The sequence below is a fragment of the Flavobacterium silvaticum genome, from assembly GCF_012911565.1.
Lineage (GTDB): Bacteria > Bacteroidota > Bacteroidia > Flavobacteriales > Flavobacteriaceae > Flavobacterium > Flavobacterium silvaticum.
Genome location: NZ_JAAMPU010000103.1, coordinates 58,498 through 76,610 on the forward strand (window position 1 = coordinate 58,498; position 18,113 = coordinate 76,610).

Genomic DNA, 18,113 nt, shown 5'->3' on the forward strand with positions numbered 1-18,113 from the left:
CCAGAACCAAAACAAAACGCTATGTCCGGCCTCACTATTTTTATCGTAGACGACGAACAGGAAAGCATCAATGCGCTGCGTATCAAACTCGAACGCTATTGTAAAAACATCACTATTGTCGGTAGTACGACCAATGCCGAAGAAGTACCCGGATTGCTCAATTCCCTCGAAGTGGATTTATTGTTCACCGATGTCGAAATGCCCGGAATGGATGGTTTCCAATTGCTGAACCTGCTCAAACATAAAGATTTCGATGTAATCATGGTGACGGCTTTTTCACAATACGCCATCAAAGCCATCAAGGCCAATGCGGTCGATTATCTGCTCAAACCTGTAGATATCACTGAACTTAAAGAGGCTGTCGATAAAGTATCGGAACGTCGCAGCCGGCCCGAATCGTCAAATCATGTCGCATCGGTAGAAAACGTGAACCAACAGCGTAAAATAACGCTCACATCGGCCAAGGATATTTATTATGTTCCAATAGAAGACATCCTGTACATTCACGGCGAGAACAATTACAGCACCTTCCATTTGGCCGACCAGCAGAAAATAGTGGTGTCAAAGACGTTGAAGGAATATGAATCGACACTTCCGGAACAGGATTTTTTCCGAATCCATAAATCATTCCTCATAAACATAAACCACCTGCACAAGATCAACAAAGGGATCGAGTTGCAGGCGGTTATGAAAGACGGCAAACACATTGAGGTTTCCACGCGCCGTAAAACAGATTTCATCAAAAAGATGGAGCGCTTCAACCTCAAAAAGTAACCGTTATTTTTTGATGATCGTAAAGGTCTTCGTGGCGTCTTTTGTTTTGACGGTTGCCAGATAGGTTCCTGTCTGCAGATCGCTTACATCAATGCTTCGTCCAAGAGTATCGAAATCTTTACTTTTGACCAGTATGCCAATCGCATTGTAAATCGCTACCGATTCCAAAGCTTGCTCTCCGCTGAAAGACAACGTATGCCGAACCGGATTCGGGTAGGCTTTTATAAGTTGGGCCTCTGTGGAAAAAACGGCAAGCGGGTCGTTATCGGTAACTTGCATAAGCCATGCATCCCGCCCGCCGTGAGGAGTTCCGAGGCTGCCCTCCAATGAGCTTGAATAGCCTGCCATCGTATATTGATTGCCCTGTTTGAACAGGTTGTAACATCTGTCGTCTGCCGAAGTGCCGAACGTATCGGCCCAGACAATATCTCCATCGGCTTCGATCTTCATCAGGAACGTATCCACATCTCCGGTTATGCCGCCAAAATCCCCGTCGAACGAACGCGTATGCCCCATGACGATATAGCCGTTCTGTGTAGGGTATATTTCCATGCCCTCGTCTTCGCCGGATCCGCCGTACATACGGCTCCATTCGATGTCGCCCGTACTGGTCAGCTTAGCCACCCACGCATCAAAGAAACCGTGGCTTCCGGTTATGTCGCCTTCCGGATTGTTGGAATTCGCCGCGGCCACCAGGATATACCCGCCGTCAGCGGTTGGTTGTATGTCACGTCCCTGATCGGAACCGGAACCGCCGTAGGTCTTTGCCCATTCGAGTGTTCCGCCAGATGAGGTTTTAACCACCCAGATATCTTCGTTCCCGTGGTTGTTCGAAACCTGTACATTGTTGGATGAGGTTTCGCCTATGCAGATGAATCCGTTGTCCGGCGTCTGGTTTAACCGGTATCCGTAATCGCCATCGGAACCGCCATACGTCATAGACCACGTAATGTTTCCGTCCGCATCGAGTTTTACGATCCATATCTGGGCCGCGCCGTTATCGGGATTTCCAACGACGTCGCCACTTTGCGACCAGGTTTCACCGCAAAAAGCGTAGCCACCATCCGAAGTCGTAATGATATCGTAAGCAAAATCAGAAGCAAAACCACCGAACAATTTACTCCAGATCACATCGCCCGTCGCACTGAATTTCATCACCCATGCATCCTGGTTCCCGTGGTTCCCGACGCAATCACCGTCATTCGACCAGGAATAACCTGCCGCGATGAATGCCCCGTCCGGAGTAGGTTGTACTTTTTGAAGGTAATCGTAATCTGTTCCGCCAAAATTGAACGACCACGATAGCGTTCCCGATGCATCCGTCCGGAAAGCCCAGCCGTCAAAAGCACCCAGGTTTGCCGGAATATCGCCGTTATTTGAAAAAGTTTCCCCGACCGATACGAATCCACCGCCGGGTGCCGGGGCTATGCCTCGGGAATAATCCCAGTCGGTGCCGCCATATAACGAACTTGGACCAGTTATCTGGCCATTCACAAAATGTGCTATGCCCATACAGGCAAGGAGTAGCATTTTTTTCATCTTATGCATTTTTAAGGTTACCGATACTAACTTCAGGAGTAAAGTTGCTTCATAATCCCGATGCTTTTTCGCCGATTGATAGAGCGTATCCGTTTTTTGAGTAAACGCGGCATTTTTTGGGTTTTGTGAATTTTGATGCTGCCAGATGTTTCCTGATTCTCGGGTATTCGCTACCTTCATCTCAAAATCATCCATCATGAAAAAAGTGCTTTTACTGTTGCTTTGCGTCGCCCTGTCCAAATGCGGGCAAAAATCGAATGAAACCAATGTGACTGCCGGAGAACAGCCTTTCTTTACATTCGACCGCGTCGATTACTATCATTTGGACATAGACCGCAACGGCTTTGACAGCATTGTCCGAAACGAAAATAAATCGAGGAAAGAACAGGCGCTTTTGCAAATTCTCCAGCAGAATATCCCTGTGAGTACCATAGATACGTTGTTCATCCCGAACATGGGGATGCTGGATTTCCATCAGACGCTTATCGATCCGAAACATCATGTGGAACTCGCAAAGCTTTTTTCAGTCAACAAACCGGCGCCCGGGACCAAAACAGCCTGTGAGCCCATTTTTAAGGACGTGCTTATTTTTCGTCAGAAACAAAAAGTGATCGGTGTGGCGAAACTTTCTTTCGACTGTGATAAGAGTTATATTGTTGGGGCACGCTATCCGAGCGGTGGGTTTGGAGCTGGCGGGGAATTTGCAAAACTGAAGCAGCTTCTTTCAGAATAAATCTCAAAGCAAGCGGTAAGTCCTTTATTCAGGAACTATTTTAAGGCTTTACCCAATTGAGCCGTTCTTTGTTTTGTGTGGAATCGGGATACCCGACTGTGGATAAATGCCACACTTTTTTGTGCAGATTTGTTCTAATAAGCTAGTAAACGCTGGTAATGTGCCACTGGCACCGGGATTGCTTTCATATCTATATCACGATATGAAATTAATCCAGACAACATGAAATCAAATACTATTTCGACCCCTCAAACTTCTTCCGAATCCATTCGCTTACCAGATACGCTTCAATCTCCCTTTTCAGTCAATCCGGAATTTTCCGGTTTCAGGCCGTTGAATGTCATTGTGCTTATGTGCACCTTTTTCCTCATGATTGGCAGCGGGTATCTCGTTTACGAACTTCAGGATGAATTCACCGAATTTAACCGTGACCGCATCAATTCTACCTGGGGCTTGATTTTTATCATAATCGCCTCTGCCTTATTACTTTTCAAACTGGGTTTTTTCATTTATAACATTGTGTTGTATTTCAGATACAAGCCCGTCAAGTCTGTCAGCGATGAACTGCTACCTACAGTTACCGTAATCGTTCCGGCATATAATGAAGGGAAACAGGTTTGGGATACGCTGATGAGCCTGGCGGAAAGCGATTATCCGATGCACAAACTACAACTGCTTTCCATTGATGACGGTAGCCAGGACGACACCTGGTACTGGATGCAACAGGCCAAACAAAAACTCGGGGACAGGCTTTTTATTTATCAGCAACCTCAAAACAAAGGAAAACGCCACGCTTTATACAGAGGTTTCAATGTAGGTACCGGAGATATTTTTGTTACGGTCGACAGTGATTCGGTGGTCAAGACAGATACCTTACGAAATCTGGTAAGTCCGTTCGTTACCAATAAAAACTGCGGTGCCGTGGCGGGAAATATCCAGGTTCTGAATAATAAAAAGGCGCTGTTACCCAAAATGCTTAATGTAAGCTTTGTGATGAGTTTTGAGTTTCAGCGTTCTGCCGAAAGCGCGTTGGGATCGGTGCTATGCACACCGGGAGCTTTGGCCGCTTACAGAAGGACTGCCGTAATGGAATGTCTTCCGGAATGGATCAACCAGACTTTTATGGGAAAACCGTCGGATATCGGCGAGGACAGAGCCATGACCAACATGATCCTGAAACAGGGCCATCATGTGCTGTTCCAGAGAAATGCCTATGCTTATACGAACGTTCCTGAAAAATACAGCGGTCTTTACAAAATGTTCATCCGGTGGGACAGAAGCAACGTACGCGAAAACATTATGATGGCAAAATATGTATTCAAGGAATTCCGTAAGGATTCAAAGATAGGTTCCAGATTGCTGTTCCTGAATCAGTCGTTCAAACTGATCATGACGTATCCGTTTACGCTGTTCATGATTTTTTTCATAGCCACGCATCCGTTGTTGTTTTTCAGTTCAACGCTTTTCAGTATACTGATCCTGTCCAGCTTTCCGGTTCTTTTTTATGCCAGGAGATACAATCTGGAACAATCTTTCTGGGCCTACTCTTATAGCGTTTTGTACACGTTTGGACTCTTTTGGATCACACCTTATGCCATTGCGACCGCCAGTAAAAGAGGTTGGTTGACAAGGGGCTTATCTTAATAATCATTAATTTATTTTTGGAAATGGACCGGTTTTACAGCCGGTCTTTTTTGTACTTTCATATAGTTAAAGGTTGTCCCACTTCAACACTTTTGTGGTAATTTGAAAAAATATATTATATGAAACGTCTGTTGTCACTTCTAGTTCTCTTATTGGTGGTTTCAGCTTGTGAACAAAAAACGAAGTCATTCCATGGCTTTGGTGGTCTTGACATTGGTGCCGACTTCAAATCGCTGCCTAATGCGAAAGATTTTACCCAGATCATGGAAGACGAATACAATATTGCCCGTTATAAACTGTCTGATGAAATAGGCGTGGTTTCCAACCTCAATATTTCGACGGAAAATGGCAAGATCAGCGAGGTGCGATTCGTCAGTACGGACGAAACCCATACTGCCACTATCGAAAAAGTGACCCAACAACTAGTTCGTATCAACACCAAAACACCAATCAAACTCGATTTTATCGACTTCTATAATTCAGCCGACAAGAAAATCTTTTTTGTAAGAGAGAAGGGGCAAGGCCTGAAATCAGGAAATGCAGGCAACCAGACAAAATATAGTTATTTTGATGAGAAGGCCATCATCAGGAATGGGGACATCATTCAAAGGAATATCGGGATGAAACCTGCTTCGGCACAAAAATAAATCCGCCGTCAGGTTATTTGATGTAGGAATTTTTCCATTTTTAACACGGATAAATTCCAAGTGTCACTTTCATTTACTACATTCGCCCCGTTACGCATAAGATGAAAGAACGCGAATTTGCCATAGTAGATATTGAGACCACGGGCGGTAATGCCGGCAGCAGCCGTATTACGGAAATTGCCATCATCATCCATGACGGCACACACATAACGGACCGATGGGAAACCCTGGTCAACCCGCAACTGCAGATCCCGCCTTCTATTTTCGCATTGACAGGCATTGATAACGACATGGTGCGCCATGCTCCCATGTTTGGTGACATTGCCGCAAAAGTATTTGAAATGCTTTCCAATCGTGTTTTCGTGGCCCATAACGTCAACTTCGATTATTCCTTTGTGCGCCACCAGCTTGAACAAGCCGGATACACATGGACGGCCACGAAATTATGTACCGTACGTGCCACGCGAAAGATCAAACCCGGATTGCGTTCCTACAGCCTCGGGAACCTGTGCCGGTCGCTCGATATCTCCATCGAAAACCGACACCGTGCCGGAGGTGATGCCGATGCGACGGCCATCTTATTTTCGCGTCTGCTTGAATGGGACACCAACGCGGAAATCGAAAAAATGCTCAAAAAGACCGCGCCGGACCAACGCCTGCCGCCAAACCTCGCACCTCGTGATTTCGAAAGTTTGCCGGAAAAGCCCGGAGTGTATTATTTCTATAACCGCACGAACAAAGTGGTGTATGTGGGTAAGGCCATCAACCTCAAAAAGCGGGTGGCTTCCCATTTCAGCGGACACAAAACCACATCCCAGCGCCAGCATTTCCTAAGGGACATCCACCACATTTCATACGAGGTCTGTGCCACCGAACTCATGGCGTTGTTGCTCGAATGTGCCGAAATCAAGAAACTGTGGCCCACCTACAACACGGCTCTCAAACGGTTCGATACCAAATACGGCCTGTTCGAGTATGAGGCGCGAAGCGGGTACAGGTATCTGGCCATAGGCAAAATCACAAAATTCCAGAAATGCATACAGCCGTTCAATTCGGAATATGAAGGGGTAAATGCGTTGTTGTCGCTTGCCCAGAAGTTCCGTATAGATCATAGGTTCTGTAAATACGGAAGGCCCGCAGAAGGGGAACTGGTACTTCCAACAGATATGTCGAACCTGCCAGATATTGAACAACACAACAGCCAGGTCGATAATGCTATTGCATCCTTATCCAAAAGCCGGCCGAGCTTCGCCATCATAGACAACGGACGTTCACCCGATGAAAAGAGTTGTGTGTATGTAGAAAACGGGGCGTTTTACGGTATGGGCTATATAGCAGCCGAAACCGGCATCTCAGATTTGTCGGAAGTAAAAGAAGCCGTCACGCCTTATCACAGCAACGGCTACCTGAACAGCGTGGTTTTTTCGTTCGGGCAGAAGAATCCGGCAAAAGTATTCGGGTTGTCTGTGGCGGGTGCTTAGCCGGCAACATCATATAGAAGTTATACATTAGGATAATTAAAGCACTAATGGCTAACTTTATCGAATGGCCAGCCAACTTCTCATCGACTTCATAGAAAAAAATATCCCGAACATCACGGTTTCCAAAAGCGCGTTGGAATCTATTGCCGGATTGTTTGAGGAAACGGACTTCGATAAAAACGAATTCCTTTTAAAACAAGGCAAGGTCAGCGATTATTATTACCTTGCGTCAGGCTTCGTCAGGGCCTATACTTTTGATACCGATGGCAATGAGATAACCACGTATTTCTACGCAAAGGACCACGTTATTTTTGAAGCCGCTTCTTTTTTCCTGCATGTGCCGTCCGCCGAATACATCCAGGCCATAACGCCGTGCAAGGTATTTACCATAACTTTTGAGAAACTCAATACGCTTTTCCATGATGTCCCGGAATTCAGGGAATTTGCGCGGGCTATGCTCGTTAGGGAATTCGTCGCCTACAAACAGCGCACACTGGCTATGATAAACAAAAGCGCCGAGGAGAGATACGCCAATCTTATGGCCGCCAACAAAGAGATCTTCCAATATGCACAGCTCAAACACATCGCTTCCTATCTGGGGATCACCGATACGTCGTTAAGCCGCATACGAAAGGAATTCGCCCGGAAATAGCAGCCGTTTCTTGCCATTTGACAAGTCGTATCTTGCCAAATGGCAGTCGCTTCCGGTAGTTATTTTCACTCCTTTGCATGGTAATCAAAAATCAGTTTACTATGCAAACCTTACCCTTTTACGTATACCTCGTATTCGCGGCGACAGTCGTTGCTGCCATCTGGTTATTTTTTAAAGCCGCTAATTATTCTAGGTCCTTTCTGATACTCTTGCTTTCCTGGATTTTATTTCAGTCGATGCTTGCCATCGGCGGTTTTTATAACAATTCCGCCACCATGACATCCAGATTTCCGTTATTGTTCCTGCCCGCTTTGCTATTTCTTGTCTATCGGTTTTCCACCAAAAGCGGAAGGACTTTCATAGATGGGCTTGACCTGCCAACGCTGACATTGATAAGCGTTGTCCGCATACCTGTAGAATTGGTCCTATACTGGCTGCTGGTGCACAAAACCATCCCTGAAGCCATGACTTTCCATGGCAGTAATTTTGACATCTTCTCAGGGGTTACGGCGCCGCTTATCTATTACTTCGGGTTTGTCAAAAAGACGTTGGATCCAAAGGTAATCCTCATCTGGAATGTTATCTGCCTGGCACTGTTGGTCAATGTGGTATCGAATGCGTTATTGTCGTTGCCCGGAAGATATGGGCTGTTCGGTTATGAAAGACCGAACACGGCTTTGGGATTTTTTCCTTTTATTTTGTTACCGTCGTTTTTGGTTCCTGTCGTGTTGTTTTCGATGCTGGCCAGTGTGAGGCAGTTGCTGAAAAAACAATGAAGTTTTTAGGGCTGAGGCTTGGCTATCCGGATGCGGAATAAAATCCTTGGTGATACGGATATTGTATGAAAGAGGAAAATATATATTTGTGAACTAATCGAAAGTCTATGAAAATCTGGACAAGCAGAAATAAAAGGGATGATAAAATTATCGCATACGTGGATAACACGATCTATAAAGGCAATCCTAAAGAAAGCGTGTTTGAAAATGAATTGCACGGGCTCAATCAGGGAAGGCCGTCCAGGAATCTGTTCTCGGTTCCCCAATCTTTGCTAAAGGAAATCAACCTTACCGAGAATGAAAAGAGTATCCGAATCCTTTTTGGGAATGATTCTTCCGAAGAGCTCAAAATCCAGGATGATGATAAACGAAAGGAAATCTTTGATTATCTAAAGGAGCATATTCCAAATAGCCGGAATTCCGTTGAAACACAATCAAGGATAAAGGCAGGAAAAAAAACAACTTTTTGCCATTGCAATAGTTTTAGCGCTATTCGTGTGGACATTCTATATAGCACGCGAAATTGAAATCGGATCCCAATACGAAGTCGTGGGAAGCAAAAAGTCGATAGCGACGATCATTTTGGCTATCGCATCATTAGGCACTTTAAAAGTCTGTCTCATTTTTGTCCCGTTGCTGGCAATCGCTGTGATTGCATTTTTTGCAAAAAACAAAAAGCAAAAAGTCATTCACCGGATTCAGGTCATCAGATAAAACTTTGGCCAATCACACCTGATTACCATTGCTGTTTTCTTATTGTCCGACCAATGATTTTTAAGTAAATTTACGTTAGGCCGAGGCTAATTTCCCTGATTGCTGCAACGGGAAATTAAGCTGCCAAACCACAAAAATGTCTTTACAATAGATTATGTACTATAAATCAAAGCAAAAGATACTTGTCATTTTGTGCCTCACATTAATTGCGTTTATGATGGTAAATTGCCTTAAAAAGCCAGATCAATTAAACTCAGGCTATAATTTTACGATAGGCAAAACCCTTGAATATAGTTTTGCCGACGGTCACAAAGATTGCATTTCCTTCAAATACTTCGTCGCCAGTATAAAATATATGGGTTGTGTGGTCAATGATTCCCAGATTAGTTCGCCTTTGGGGAAATTCTATAAGGTAAAATATTCAAAAGAAGATCCGGAAATGGCTCAAATATATTTGACAGATGAAATATCGGATTCCTCAGAAATTTATTCGTCAGGTTATTTGCGTAAATGGCATAGGAAAGGTAATCAGGCCATTCCATCGCCTTACTAAACCGTTTCAAAACAATTTTTAAAGCTATCTAAACCATTTTCCTGAACATAACGAAACAGAATGATGAAACCGCATCAACTATATTTACCTGTTTGTGTTTTTTTGCTGATAAACCTGATAATCTATTGTGGACCATTTTTGACAAGTTCTATCTTTGTCTACATTCTGGCAGTATTTCCGGGAACTGTATTTGGGCTATCGTCTATGGGTGATTTACGTAGAAATACTATCGTAAAATATGTCTGGATACTAATCTGTTCGCTAATTTTTCCGTTGCTTCTGGTTTTAGGAATTTCCTTAAAGAATGATATTTTAAGGATGAGTCTTCCTGTTATCGCCGGCAGTGAGCTGATGGTTTTTCTGTATTGGAAACTCGGATTTAAATTTAAACTTTCAAAAGGATTGATCTACATCTCCTTATTTGCAATCACACTATCCATTTTTACAGTACTGTATGAATTTTTAAGGACGAAAAGATTTTATGATTTCAGTATCTGGTCATTTATGCCGGTCTCTTTGGCAATTTTAATCTGGCAGATCTTTTTTCCGGTCATCTTAAACAAACTCAGGAAGGTCAGCGGTTTATAGCTCCTGTTTAATTCCCTTGATAGAAATAATCCTGTACCGTTCCAAATGGAATCCCATCTTCATCTACATATTCTACGTGTATAGGAAAGTCCTGGGAATTGTAGGTTATATTGTACCAGGCTGAGCCAGGTGTTGATTCGCCAGGCGTGGTTTCAACTGCGGAAGTCGGGTTGTGGTAACGGCCCCAAACACTGCTGCGTAGTCCATAAGACATAAAAATTTTGTCAAATCCGGGCCATTGCGCCCTTGGATTATTTTTGTTGTCGTAGGTAAAGCTATACGATGAATACACCCATTCGGTATCCGTCAAAATTTCATTTTCGAAGGAGGCAATCTCATTGTTTTCCATGTGGATGGTCTGTTTGCGGACCAGATTCCCTTCCCAATACTGCTTGACTAAAATGGTTTGGGCATCGGGATAAGTATATTCTTCATACTGATAACCATCGGGGGCCGTATTTTCTGTTTTTATCAATCTTTCCTGACTGTCGTAGGTAAACAGTTGAGTAATTTGTGATGTATTCGCACTGACAATCAGGTTGCCATTATAGGAATACGTAATGCTGGGGTAGTTGGTGACTGTGTTCGTTTTCAAAAAATTACCGTCATACGTATAATCTACATTGTAAGCGCCATAAGCTAATGTGTTATGGATTGACAACAACTTTGTTCCCTCGGTACTCAAAACCGGGGAAGCTTCATCCGAAGAACAGGATACGATAAAAAGTAACGCAATAAAGACCGAAAAGAATTGTTTCATATGGAATAGGTTAGGATTGCAATGATATGGAAATTTTATATTTTCAGTACATACAATCCCATATCATCTTTAGGTTTCATTCTACTCTTGCTTTACTCTCGTTCGACCAGCCTCCCTAAAAAACGCCTTTTTCCCGAACAAGAGTAAACCAAGAGTAAAGCAAAGCCCGGACAAAACGGCTTCTGGATACAGGTCAATGCCAGACAAAAAATAAAAACTGCCCTTTCCAACCTTTTTACCAAAAATGACATCTCTCAAAATAAGCTGGTCCTCTTTTGAAGGCCAATCCGAATCTCAGACAAGTTGCCATGGCTAAAATCAACGGAAATCCATTTCACGCAATCGAGGCGCTCGTGGGCAGGGTCTATGTCGTGAACTGGAGAGGCATGATCGTGGTCCGCAGTTTTCCGAAGAAAAGCAATGTTCCGGCTACTGCAGCCCAACAGGAAACACGCGAAAGGTTCAGGCTCATTTCGCGGTTATTGAAACCATTGCGTCCGGTGGTCGGAAGGTATTTTGGGAAGGAATCGGGAGAGAAGGCTAAATTCAACAAAGCCACCTCTTATCTGATGAAAAATGCCGTCGTGAGGATTGACGGAAAACTGGAGGTCGATTATTCAAAAGTAGTTGTAAGTATGGGAAGTTTGCCCGGACTTGAAGCGGTAAGGCTTCGGCAGGTTACCCAAATTGATTTGAAATTGGAGTGGAAGCCAGAACCCGGATTTTTGCCGACCAGACAGCAGGATAAACCCATACTGGTCGTTTTCAACCAGACACGGAATAGGCTCGACATACGTGAAGGAGGCGGCAAACGTGAGGATGAGGAACTAGTGCATTGCCTGCCACAAGACTGGTTTAACGATACCTGTCACCTATATGTCATGTTGACGAACCGGCGCACCGGGAATTGTTCGGTCAGCCAATATCTCGGTAGTGTCACGCCGGAATCGGAACTGAGTAAATGGAACACTTCAGGTTCGGTGGCAAAACACATATCGAATGCCTGATTAAAATCGATACGTTGCATCATGCAATGAATGACATCCGGAATGCGTTTATCTATTTCTGAAACAGCTGTTTGTATTGCACAACTGTTTCAGATAACCATTCAGCCAACCTCAGCCCTATGAAAAAAGTACTGTATTTACTGATTGTTGTGTCGCTGGTTTTATGCCGATGCGCAAATAAACCGGAAGCGAAAGAACAAAAACAAGTCGCAATATCGGAAATCGTAAAAACCGAAACTGCCTTTATAAATCCACCACTAAAACACATTGATGTGCCCTACAGAGAGTTTATCGTATCGGCGCAAAAAGGTAAAAAGATAACACTTGCGTCGGGCTCGAAGATTGTATTTCCGCCCGATGCGTTTGTGGATTCCGATGGAAAAATAGTCAAAGGAGATGTCACGGTTTTATACAGGGAATTCAAAGATCCTGCCGCTATTTTTATGGCCGGAATACCCATGGCCTATGATTCGCTTGCGCCGACCCATGTATTCGAATCGGCGGCTATGTTCGAGATAAAGGCTTTACAAAATGGTTCGGCATTGGGGGTGAATCCGCAAAGAAAACCTCAGCTAAGCCTGGATTCGAGAAGTAAAAGCCCTGACTACAACACGTATTATTTAGATACCATCCAAAAGAAATGGAAACTTAAAGGCGATGCCGTTTTTTCTGATTCGGCAAAGCAGGCAAAAGCAGTAGATACGGTATATAGCGATGATGAATTTATCATAGATGGTGGCCAGCCTGATTTACCTGTTTCGCCTCAAAAGCCAAGTCAAGCATCCGGGAACAGGCCGGTTTTTTCTGTCGATGCCGAATCTTATGCCATGTTTCCGGAATTCAAAATCTACAAAGACACCGAGTTCGAAGTGGATGAAAGCGAAAAGAACTACAACCCGAAGGATTCGGAAACGGAATGGGATAAAGTGCAATTGGCCAAGACCGAAACCAGGGGTATTTATCAAATTACATTCAAGACCAGGCAACGGATCGTTTCTTATCGCGTCCGGCCCGTTTATACAGGTAAAAGATATGATGAGGCCATCAAAGCCTTCAATTCGGAATATGCAAAATATGAAAAGGTAAGACAGAAGGCGTTGGCAAAAATAGAAGTCCAAAGACGGGTGCAATGCTTTTTTGAGATCGACAATTTCGGCTTCTGGAACTGCGACCGGTTATTTCGTGAACAAACCGAAAAGTTACAGGCACTATTTGCAGATGAAAACGGCAACCCGATAAAACTGTCCCTATACTATCTCGTCAACAAACAATACAATACGGTCTTCACCTTTTACGACGGAGGGATTTCGATAGTGCCGGATTCACGGAATACGATCTGGACAGTCAAAGAAGGCAAGTTTGTATATTGCCCTTATCCGGAATTCATAAAGGCGGAAAAACAGCAAAAAAACGGGACATGTACCTTCCGTATGACTACATATAAAGACAGCATCACCAATTATGATCAGGTGAAAAAACTACTTCAAATTTAGGGTTGGAAGTGATATGAAAAGCTATTGTTTTATTTTTCTGGTTGTATCCATATCTGGTTTTTCCCAGCTTTCAAAAGAGAAAATCCATGTAGGGTATGAACCCATATCATTGAATCCGGACAAAGATTCCGGTCATCCAAAACAGAAGTGGTTCCACAAGTATATGCTCAAAATAAAAAAGGACAGTGTTTTCGTCGATAAGATTCCGGTATCTGTGATTGGAAAAGATACGTTGCATTCCGAATCAGATGGGGGATTTTATTATTACAAGGGAACTCTTGTCAGGCAGGAAAACCAGGTTAAAATTGAACTGACAGAAACAGGATGTGAGTATTGCCCTGTTGAGGTTTTGGCGAAAGATGAAAAGATCCAACCCCAAAAACGCTATGGAAAAATAACCGAAAATGAAATAGAAATCGATGGTGTAAAATTGGACAAAACCGAATATTCGGAATATTTGCTCAGAAGTGAAAGCGTAAATGAAGATTAATAAACCTACACTTCATCACTCGTAAAAGACACAAAGACTTTCTTCTTAAAAGGCCGTACGATCAATCTTCCTTCACGGTCGAACCAAATGTAGTTGTACATCCAGTTCAAAAAAACCATGATCTTATTTCGGAAACCGATAAGCGAAAACAGGTGTACGAACATCCAGACGAACCAGGCAAAGAAGCCGTGGAAGTGCAGTTTGGGCAAATCGACCACGGCTTTGTTGCGCCCAATCGTGGCCATTGATCCTTTGTCGAAATACCCGAAAGGTTTCATTTGGGTTCCGGCCATGAGGCGTTCGAGGTTTTCGGCTAAATGATTTCCCATCTGGATGGCAGGCTGGGCCATTTGCGGGTGGCCTGACGGATATTCCGCGCTTTCCATCTGGGCAATGTCGCCCATGGCAAATACATGGGTATGGCCGTTTACCTGCCCGAATTCGTTGACGCGTAAGCGCTTTGAGCGAACATCTATGGCGTGTTCCTCAAAACCGTCGGGCAAGGCTCCCATGACGCCTGCCGTCCAGATCACCGTCGCCGATTCTATGCAAAGCGTGGAATTGGTCGTGATGGTGCGTCCGTCATAGCCTGTTACACGTACATTCTTGAGGATGTTGACACCTAATTGCTGCAGGAACTTTTCAGCATTTACCGACGACTTTTCACTCATGGTATTCAGGATGCGGTCGCCACTCTGGATAAGGTTTATCTGCATTTGGGAAATATCGAGGTCGGGATAATCTTTCTGCAGGATGGCTTTTTTCATTTCGGCCAGCGCACCTGCTAGTTCCACGCCTGTGGGCCCGCCGCCAACGAGCGAAAAATTCATGAGGAAATTGCGTTCCTGTGTGTCTTTCGTCAATACGGCCTGTTCGAAATTCTCGAGAATGAGGCTGCGGATGTTCAGCGATTGTGAAATGGTCTTCATCTGCATGCTGTTGCGCGCGATTTCTGTATTCCCGAAGAAATTGGTCTTGGACCCTGTGGCGATGACGAGGTAGTCGTAGGTCAGTTCACCAATATCGGCACTTACGGTTTTTGATTTTGTGTCGATGTTGGACACGCGTGCCAGCCGGAAATAATAGTCTTTATAATCGTGTATGATCTTGCGTACCGGATAGGCTATGGAGCCGGCTTCAAGCCCGCCTGTAGCCACCTGGTACATGAGCGGCTGGAAATTGTGGTAGTTGTGTTTGTCGATGAGCACGACCTGTGCACATTTGTTCCTCAGTTTTTTGGCCAATGCGATTCCGGCAAAACCGGCGCCTATGATTACGATTCGTGGCAGTGATGATTCGGGGATGTTCATTTGGTGAAGCGTGAAAAATTTTGAGGCGATAACCAATGGGCAAACCTCTTTGTTTAAAGGTAACAAAAAAACAACGCCTTTGATAAAGTCGGTCAGCTAAAGAAGTTTTTTGAGGATGCGGTCTGCTGAACCTGAATTGGTGTCGTTTGCGAAATAAATCGGTACCAGATGGATTAATAACCCAAACCCGCTGAATAATAATCAGCTACTGAAGGGAACAAAAGAACCTGATACTTTTACCCGAAATCAGTATTGGAAAATAATACACAACCCCAAATAACCTTTAAAACCGATTTTATGAAAACAATTTTACTTTCAATAACCTTGTGCTTTCTGGCTGTTTTTTCGCTGAACGCCCAGATCGTGAACATCCCTGATCCCAATTTCAAGAATTTCCTTGTCAACCATCATTACAACACCAATCCTATGGTGGGCGGAACCGATGTTTACCTCGACAGCAACCACGATGGTGAAATCCAGTACAGCGAAGCGGCAGTCTACACGTCAGATATTTACAACCATGCTTTTTTCCTTCAGGGATTGAATATTTCCGACCTCACCGGAATCGAAGCGTTCCAGGGAATCGAGTGGCTCAATATTCCGGATAATCCATTGACTTCGCTCAATATCACTGGCTGTACTTCGCTCAAAAAGTTAACCGCCAATTACAATAACCTGTTCACGACGCTCACGCTCGTCAATCCATCACTTGAAAAAATAGATATTGCGTGTCCTACGATAACGGCCATAGATTTAAGCGGATGCCCGGCACTCAGGGACATCAACTGTTCGAACAGCCCGCTTCTTACCAATTTCAATGTAAACGGATGCGTTAATGTACAGGAGTTGCGGTTTTACCAAGATCCGTTACTGACTTCCATAAACATGGGGAATCATTATTACATGACGCTTTTCCAGTGTTCGCAAAGCGGATTGACCGCCCTGGATTTAAGCTCCTGTCATTCGCTGCAATACCTGTTCGTTACCGGAAACCCGCTCACTTCTTTGAATCTGGCTAACGGCAATCCGCAGAGTTTCGTCCAGATTATCGCTTCGGGAATTCCAAGCCTGACGTGTATCAAGGTTGATAACGTGGCCGTTTCCGACTTTTTGTGGAACCAGACGGGCGGCTATTATGAATTCGACGACTGGGCGACTTTCAGTACAGATTGTACGCCTCCGGGGCCATGTGTCGTAAGCATTCCGGATGCCAATTTCAAAGCAAGATTGCTCGATAACGAAGCCATCAACACCAACGGAAACGACGAGATTGAATGTGAAGAAGCTGAGGCATACACCGGCAGCATCAACGTTGATAATTCCGGGATTGCAGATATGACAGGCATAAAGGCGTTCACCCACCTCACGTCTCTTTCGTGCAACCTTAACAATCCTTCTGATTTCAGTTCGCTGGATGTCAGTAACATGACTTCGCTTGTCAGTGTCAGCTGTATGGACAACAGCAGCATAGCGGAATTCAATGTCAGTGGATGTACGGCATTGACTACGTTCAGCGTAGATAACTTTGTTGGGATGATGGGTGAGCCTTTAAGAGTACACGCAAATGGCTGCACAGCACTGACGGGCTTTAACGCCTTTTCATGGACGAATACCTCACTTGACCTGACCGGCTGCACGGCCCTGACAACCCTTGATGTGTCGTATAAACATGTAAACTTCCTCGACATAACCAATTGCAGCAACCTCACCAATTTGAGTTGTAACAACAACTATCTTACGCAGTTGGGTTTTAACGGATGCGATGCACTTACGACGGTCAACTGCAGCCATAACACCATTGCCTCATTGTCAGCCAGCGATGCAACTGCACTGACAAGCCTGGACTGCAGCTTCAATCTGTTGCCGACGCTGAATGTATTGGATAATGCCGACCTGACGGTGTTGAATTGTGCGTCGAACCAGTTGCCTTACCTGCTGGTCAGCAACAATACGCATCTGGCACAGCTGGATTGCAATACCAACAACATTTCGTATCTCGACGTCAATAACAACCCGGATTTGTCGAATTTAAACTGCAGCCATAATAACTTAAATGCGCTTAACGTAAGTTCCAACGTAGCTTTGACGATGTTCGATTGCAGTTCCAATAACCTGGGTTCGATGAATGTGAATTCCAATACCGCTTTGCTTTCCTTTAACTGCGGGTACAATAACATAAGTTCCCAGAATGTGAGTGCCAATACCGTACTGACCACTTTTTACTGCAACAGCAACAACCTGTCTGCGGTAGATGTAAGCTCTAATGCAAACCTTAAATTCTTCAACTGTTCGTCCAATGACCTGACGCAATTGGATTTGAGTTCCTGTCCTGCTTTATTGGTCTTGGACTGCAGCCTTAACGAAATTACCGGGCTCGATTTTTCAACCCAGCCGAATCTATATCAGCTTGACTGCAACAGCAATCAGCTTACGACTCTTGATTTAAGCAGTACGTTTTGGTTTATGCTCAACTGCAGCGGCAACCAATTGACATCTTTGAACCTGGCGAATGGCCACAATGCCATTTCGTTTGCTGCGGTTACAACCAATAATCCGGGATTGACCTGCATTCAGGTTGACGATGCCGATTACTCCACCGAAAACTGGACGGGTGACAACTTTGCATTTGATGCGGTAGCGAGTTTCAATGAGAATTGTGCGCTTGGCCTCGCTGAACCGTCTGGGTTATTGTTCAGTGTCTATCCGAACCCGGTTAACGATGTGCTGAAAATAACAACTGTTGATGCCAACCTGATACAGGCTGTAAAGATTGTCGACGTCAACGGACGTGTCATAAAAACGACTGCATTCCACGATGTTGCGGATGCTGAGGTCAATGTAAGCGAGTTGGCTTCAGGGGTTTACCTGCTTACGGTTTCGTCTGATAAAAACTCGGTGACCAAACGAATCGTGAAGAATTAAATACCTGTTTTCGAACATTAAAAAGCCGTC

16 protein-coding genes are annotated in these 18,113 nt (G+C 44.4%); 13 read left to right on the forward strand and 3 right to left on the reverse strand.

The window, feature by feature from the left end:
• Positions 1-21: 21 nt before the first annotated feature.
• Positions 22-774 (forward strand): LytR/AlgR family response regulator transcription factor, encoded by a 753-nt coding sequence (locus G6047_RS07340; protein ID WP_169526880.1) that lies wholly within the window; start codon positions 22-24, stop codon positions 772-774.
• 3 nt (positions 775-777) lie between these two features.
• On the opposite strand, the gene G6047_RS07345 is transcribed toward G6047_RS07340, so the two are convergent.
• Positions 778-2,313: a T9SS type A sorting domain-containing protein gene (locus G6047_RS07345; RefSeq protein ID WP_169526882.1), complete on the reverse strand. Its 1,536-nt coding sequence runs from the start codon at positions 2,311-2,313 to the stop codon at positions 778-780.
• A gap of 196 nt (positions 2,314-2,509) precedes the next feature.
• On the opposite strand from G6047_RS07345, the gene G6047_RS07350 reads away from it, so the two are divergent.
• The 8 genes from G6047_RS07350 to G6047_RS07385 all read left to right on the forward strand — a co-directional run bounded on the left by G6047_RS07350 (position 2,510) and on the right by G6047_RS07385 (position 9,513).
• On the forward strand, positions 2,510-3,046 hold the full coding sequence (locus G6047_RS07350; protein WP_169526884.1) for a hypothetical protein: 537 nt from the start codon (positions 2,510-2,512) through the stop codon (positions 3,044-3,046).
• Positions 3,047-3,268: 222 nt separating this feature from the next.
• On the forward strand, positions 3,269-4,690 hold the full coding sequence (locus G6047_RS07355) for a glycosyltransferase (protein ID WP_169526886.1): 1,422 nt from the start codon (positions 3,269-3,271) through the stop codon (positions 4,688-4,690).
• Positions 4,691-4,809: 119 nt separating this feature from the next.
• The gene (locus tag G6047_RS07360; RefSeq protein ID WP_169526888.1) at positions 4,810-5,337 is read left to right on the forward strand and encodes a hypothetical protein; all 528 of its coding nucleotides are present in this window, start codon (positions 4,810-4,812) and stop codon (positions 5,335-5,337) included.
• 101 nt (positions 5,338-5,438) lie between these two features.
• On the forward strand, positions 5,439-6,818 hold the full coding sequence (locus G6047_RS07365) for an exonuclease domain-containing protein (RefSeq protein ID WP_169526890.1): 1,380 nt from the start codon (positions 5,439-5,441) through the stop codon (positions 6,816-6,818).
• 64 nt (positions 6,819-6,882) lie between these two features.
• Positions 6,883-7,470, forward strand: a complete 588-nt coding sequence (locus G6047_RS07370) for a Crp/Fnr family transcriptional regulator (RefSeq protein ID WP_169526891.1) — start codon at positions 6,883-6,885, stop codon at positions 7,468-7,470.
• Positions 7,471-7,745: 275 nt separating this feature from the next.
• Positions 7,746-8,246, forward strand: coding sequence for a hypothetical protein (locus G6047_RS07375; protein ID WP_211165401.1), 501 nt, complete (start codon positions 7,746-7,748; stop codon positions 8,244-8,246).
• A 107-nt stretch (positions 8,247-8,353) separates the two neighbouring features.
• Positions 8,354-8,773, forward strand: a complete 420-nt coding sequence (locus G6047_RS07380; protein WP_169526895.1) for a hypothetical protein — start codon at positions 8,354-8,356, stop codon at positions 8,771-8,773.
• A gap of 401 nt (positions 8,774-9,174) precedes the next feature.
• Entirely contained in the window at positions 9,175-9,513 is a 339-nt protein-coding gene (locus G6047_RS07385; RefSeq protein WP_169526897.1) for a hypothetical protein, read from the forward strand.
• Between the two features lie 595 nt (positions 9,514-10,108).
• Here the strand turns inward: G6047_RS07385 and G6047_RS07390 are convergent.
• Positions 10,109-10,861, reverse strand: coding sequence for a hypothetical protein (locus G6047_RS07390; protein WP_169526899.1), 753 nt, complete (start codon positions 10,859-10,861; stop codon positions 10,109-10,111).
• 308 nt (positions 10,862-11,169) lie between these two features.
• Here G6047_RS07390 and G6047_RS07395 point away from each other — a divergent pair, with 308 nt between their 5' ends.
• From G6047_RS07395 to G6047_RS07405, 3 genes are all read left to right on the forward strand, one after another.
• Positions 11,170-11,868 (forward strand): DUF6266 family protein, encoded by a 699-nt coding sequence (locus G6047_RS07395; protein WP_169526901.1) that lies wholly within the window; start codon positions 11,170-11,172, stop codon positions 11,866-11,868.
• Positions 11,869-11,987: 119 nt separating this feature from the next.
• Positions 11,988-13,361 carry a hypothetical protein gene (locus tag G6047_RS07400; RefSeq protein WP_169526903.1) on the forward strand — a complete coding sequence of 458 codons (1,374 nt, stop codon included), beginning with the start codon at positions 11,988-11,990 and terminating at the stop codon, positions 13,359-13,361.
• 13 nt (positions 13,362-13,374) lie between these two features.
• The gene (locus G6047_RS07405; RefSeq protein WP_169526905.1) at positions 13,375-13,851 is read left to right on the forward strand and encodes a hypothetical protein; all 477 of its coding nucleotides are present in this window, start codon (positions 13,375-13,377) and stop codon (positions 13,849-13,851) included.
• Positions 13,852-13,856: 5 nt separating this feature from the next.
• On the opposite strand, the gene G6047_RS07410 is transcribed toward G6047_RS07405, so the two are convergent.
• A complete protein-coding gene (locus G6047_RS07410) occupies positions 13,857-15,161 on the reverse strand; it encodes an NAD(P)/FAD-dependent oxidoreductase (protein WP_169526907.1) in 1,305 nt (434 codons plus the stop codon).
• A 297-nt stretch (positions 15,162-15,458) separates the two neighbouring features.
• On the opposite strand from G6047_RS07410, the gene G6047_RS07415 reads away from it, so the two are divergent.
• Positions 15,459-18,083, forward strand: a complete 2,625-nt coding sequence (locus G6047_RS07415; RefSeq protein WP_169526909.1) for a T9SS type A sorting domain-containing protein — start codon at positions 15,459-15,461, stop codon at positions 18,081-18,083.
• Positions 18,084-18,113: the final 30 nt, after the last annotated feature.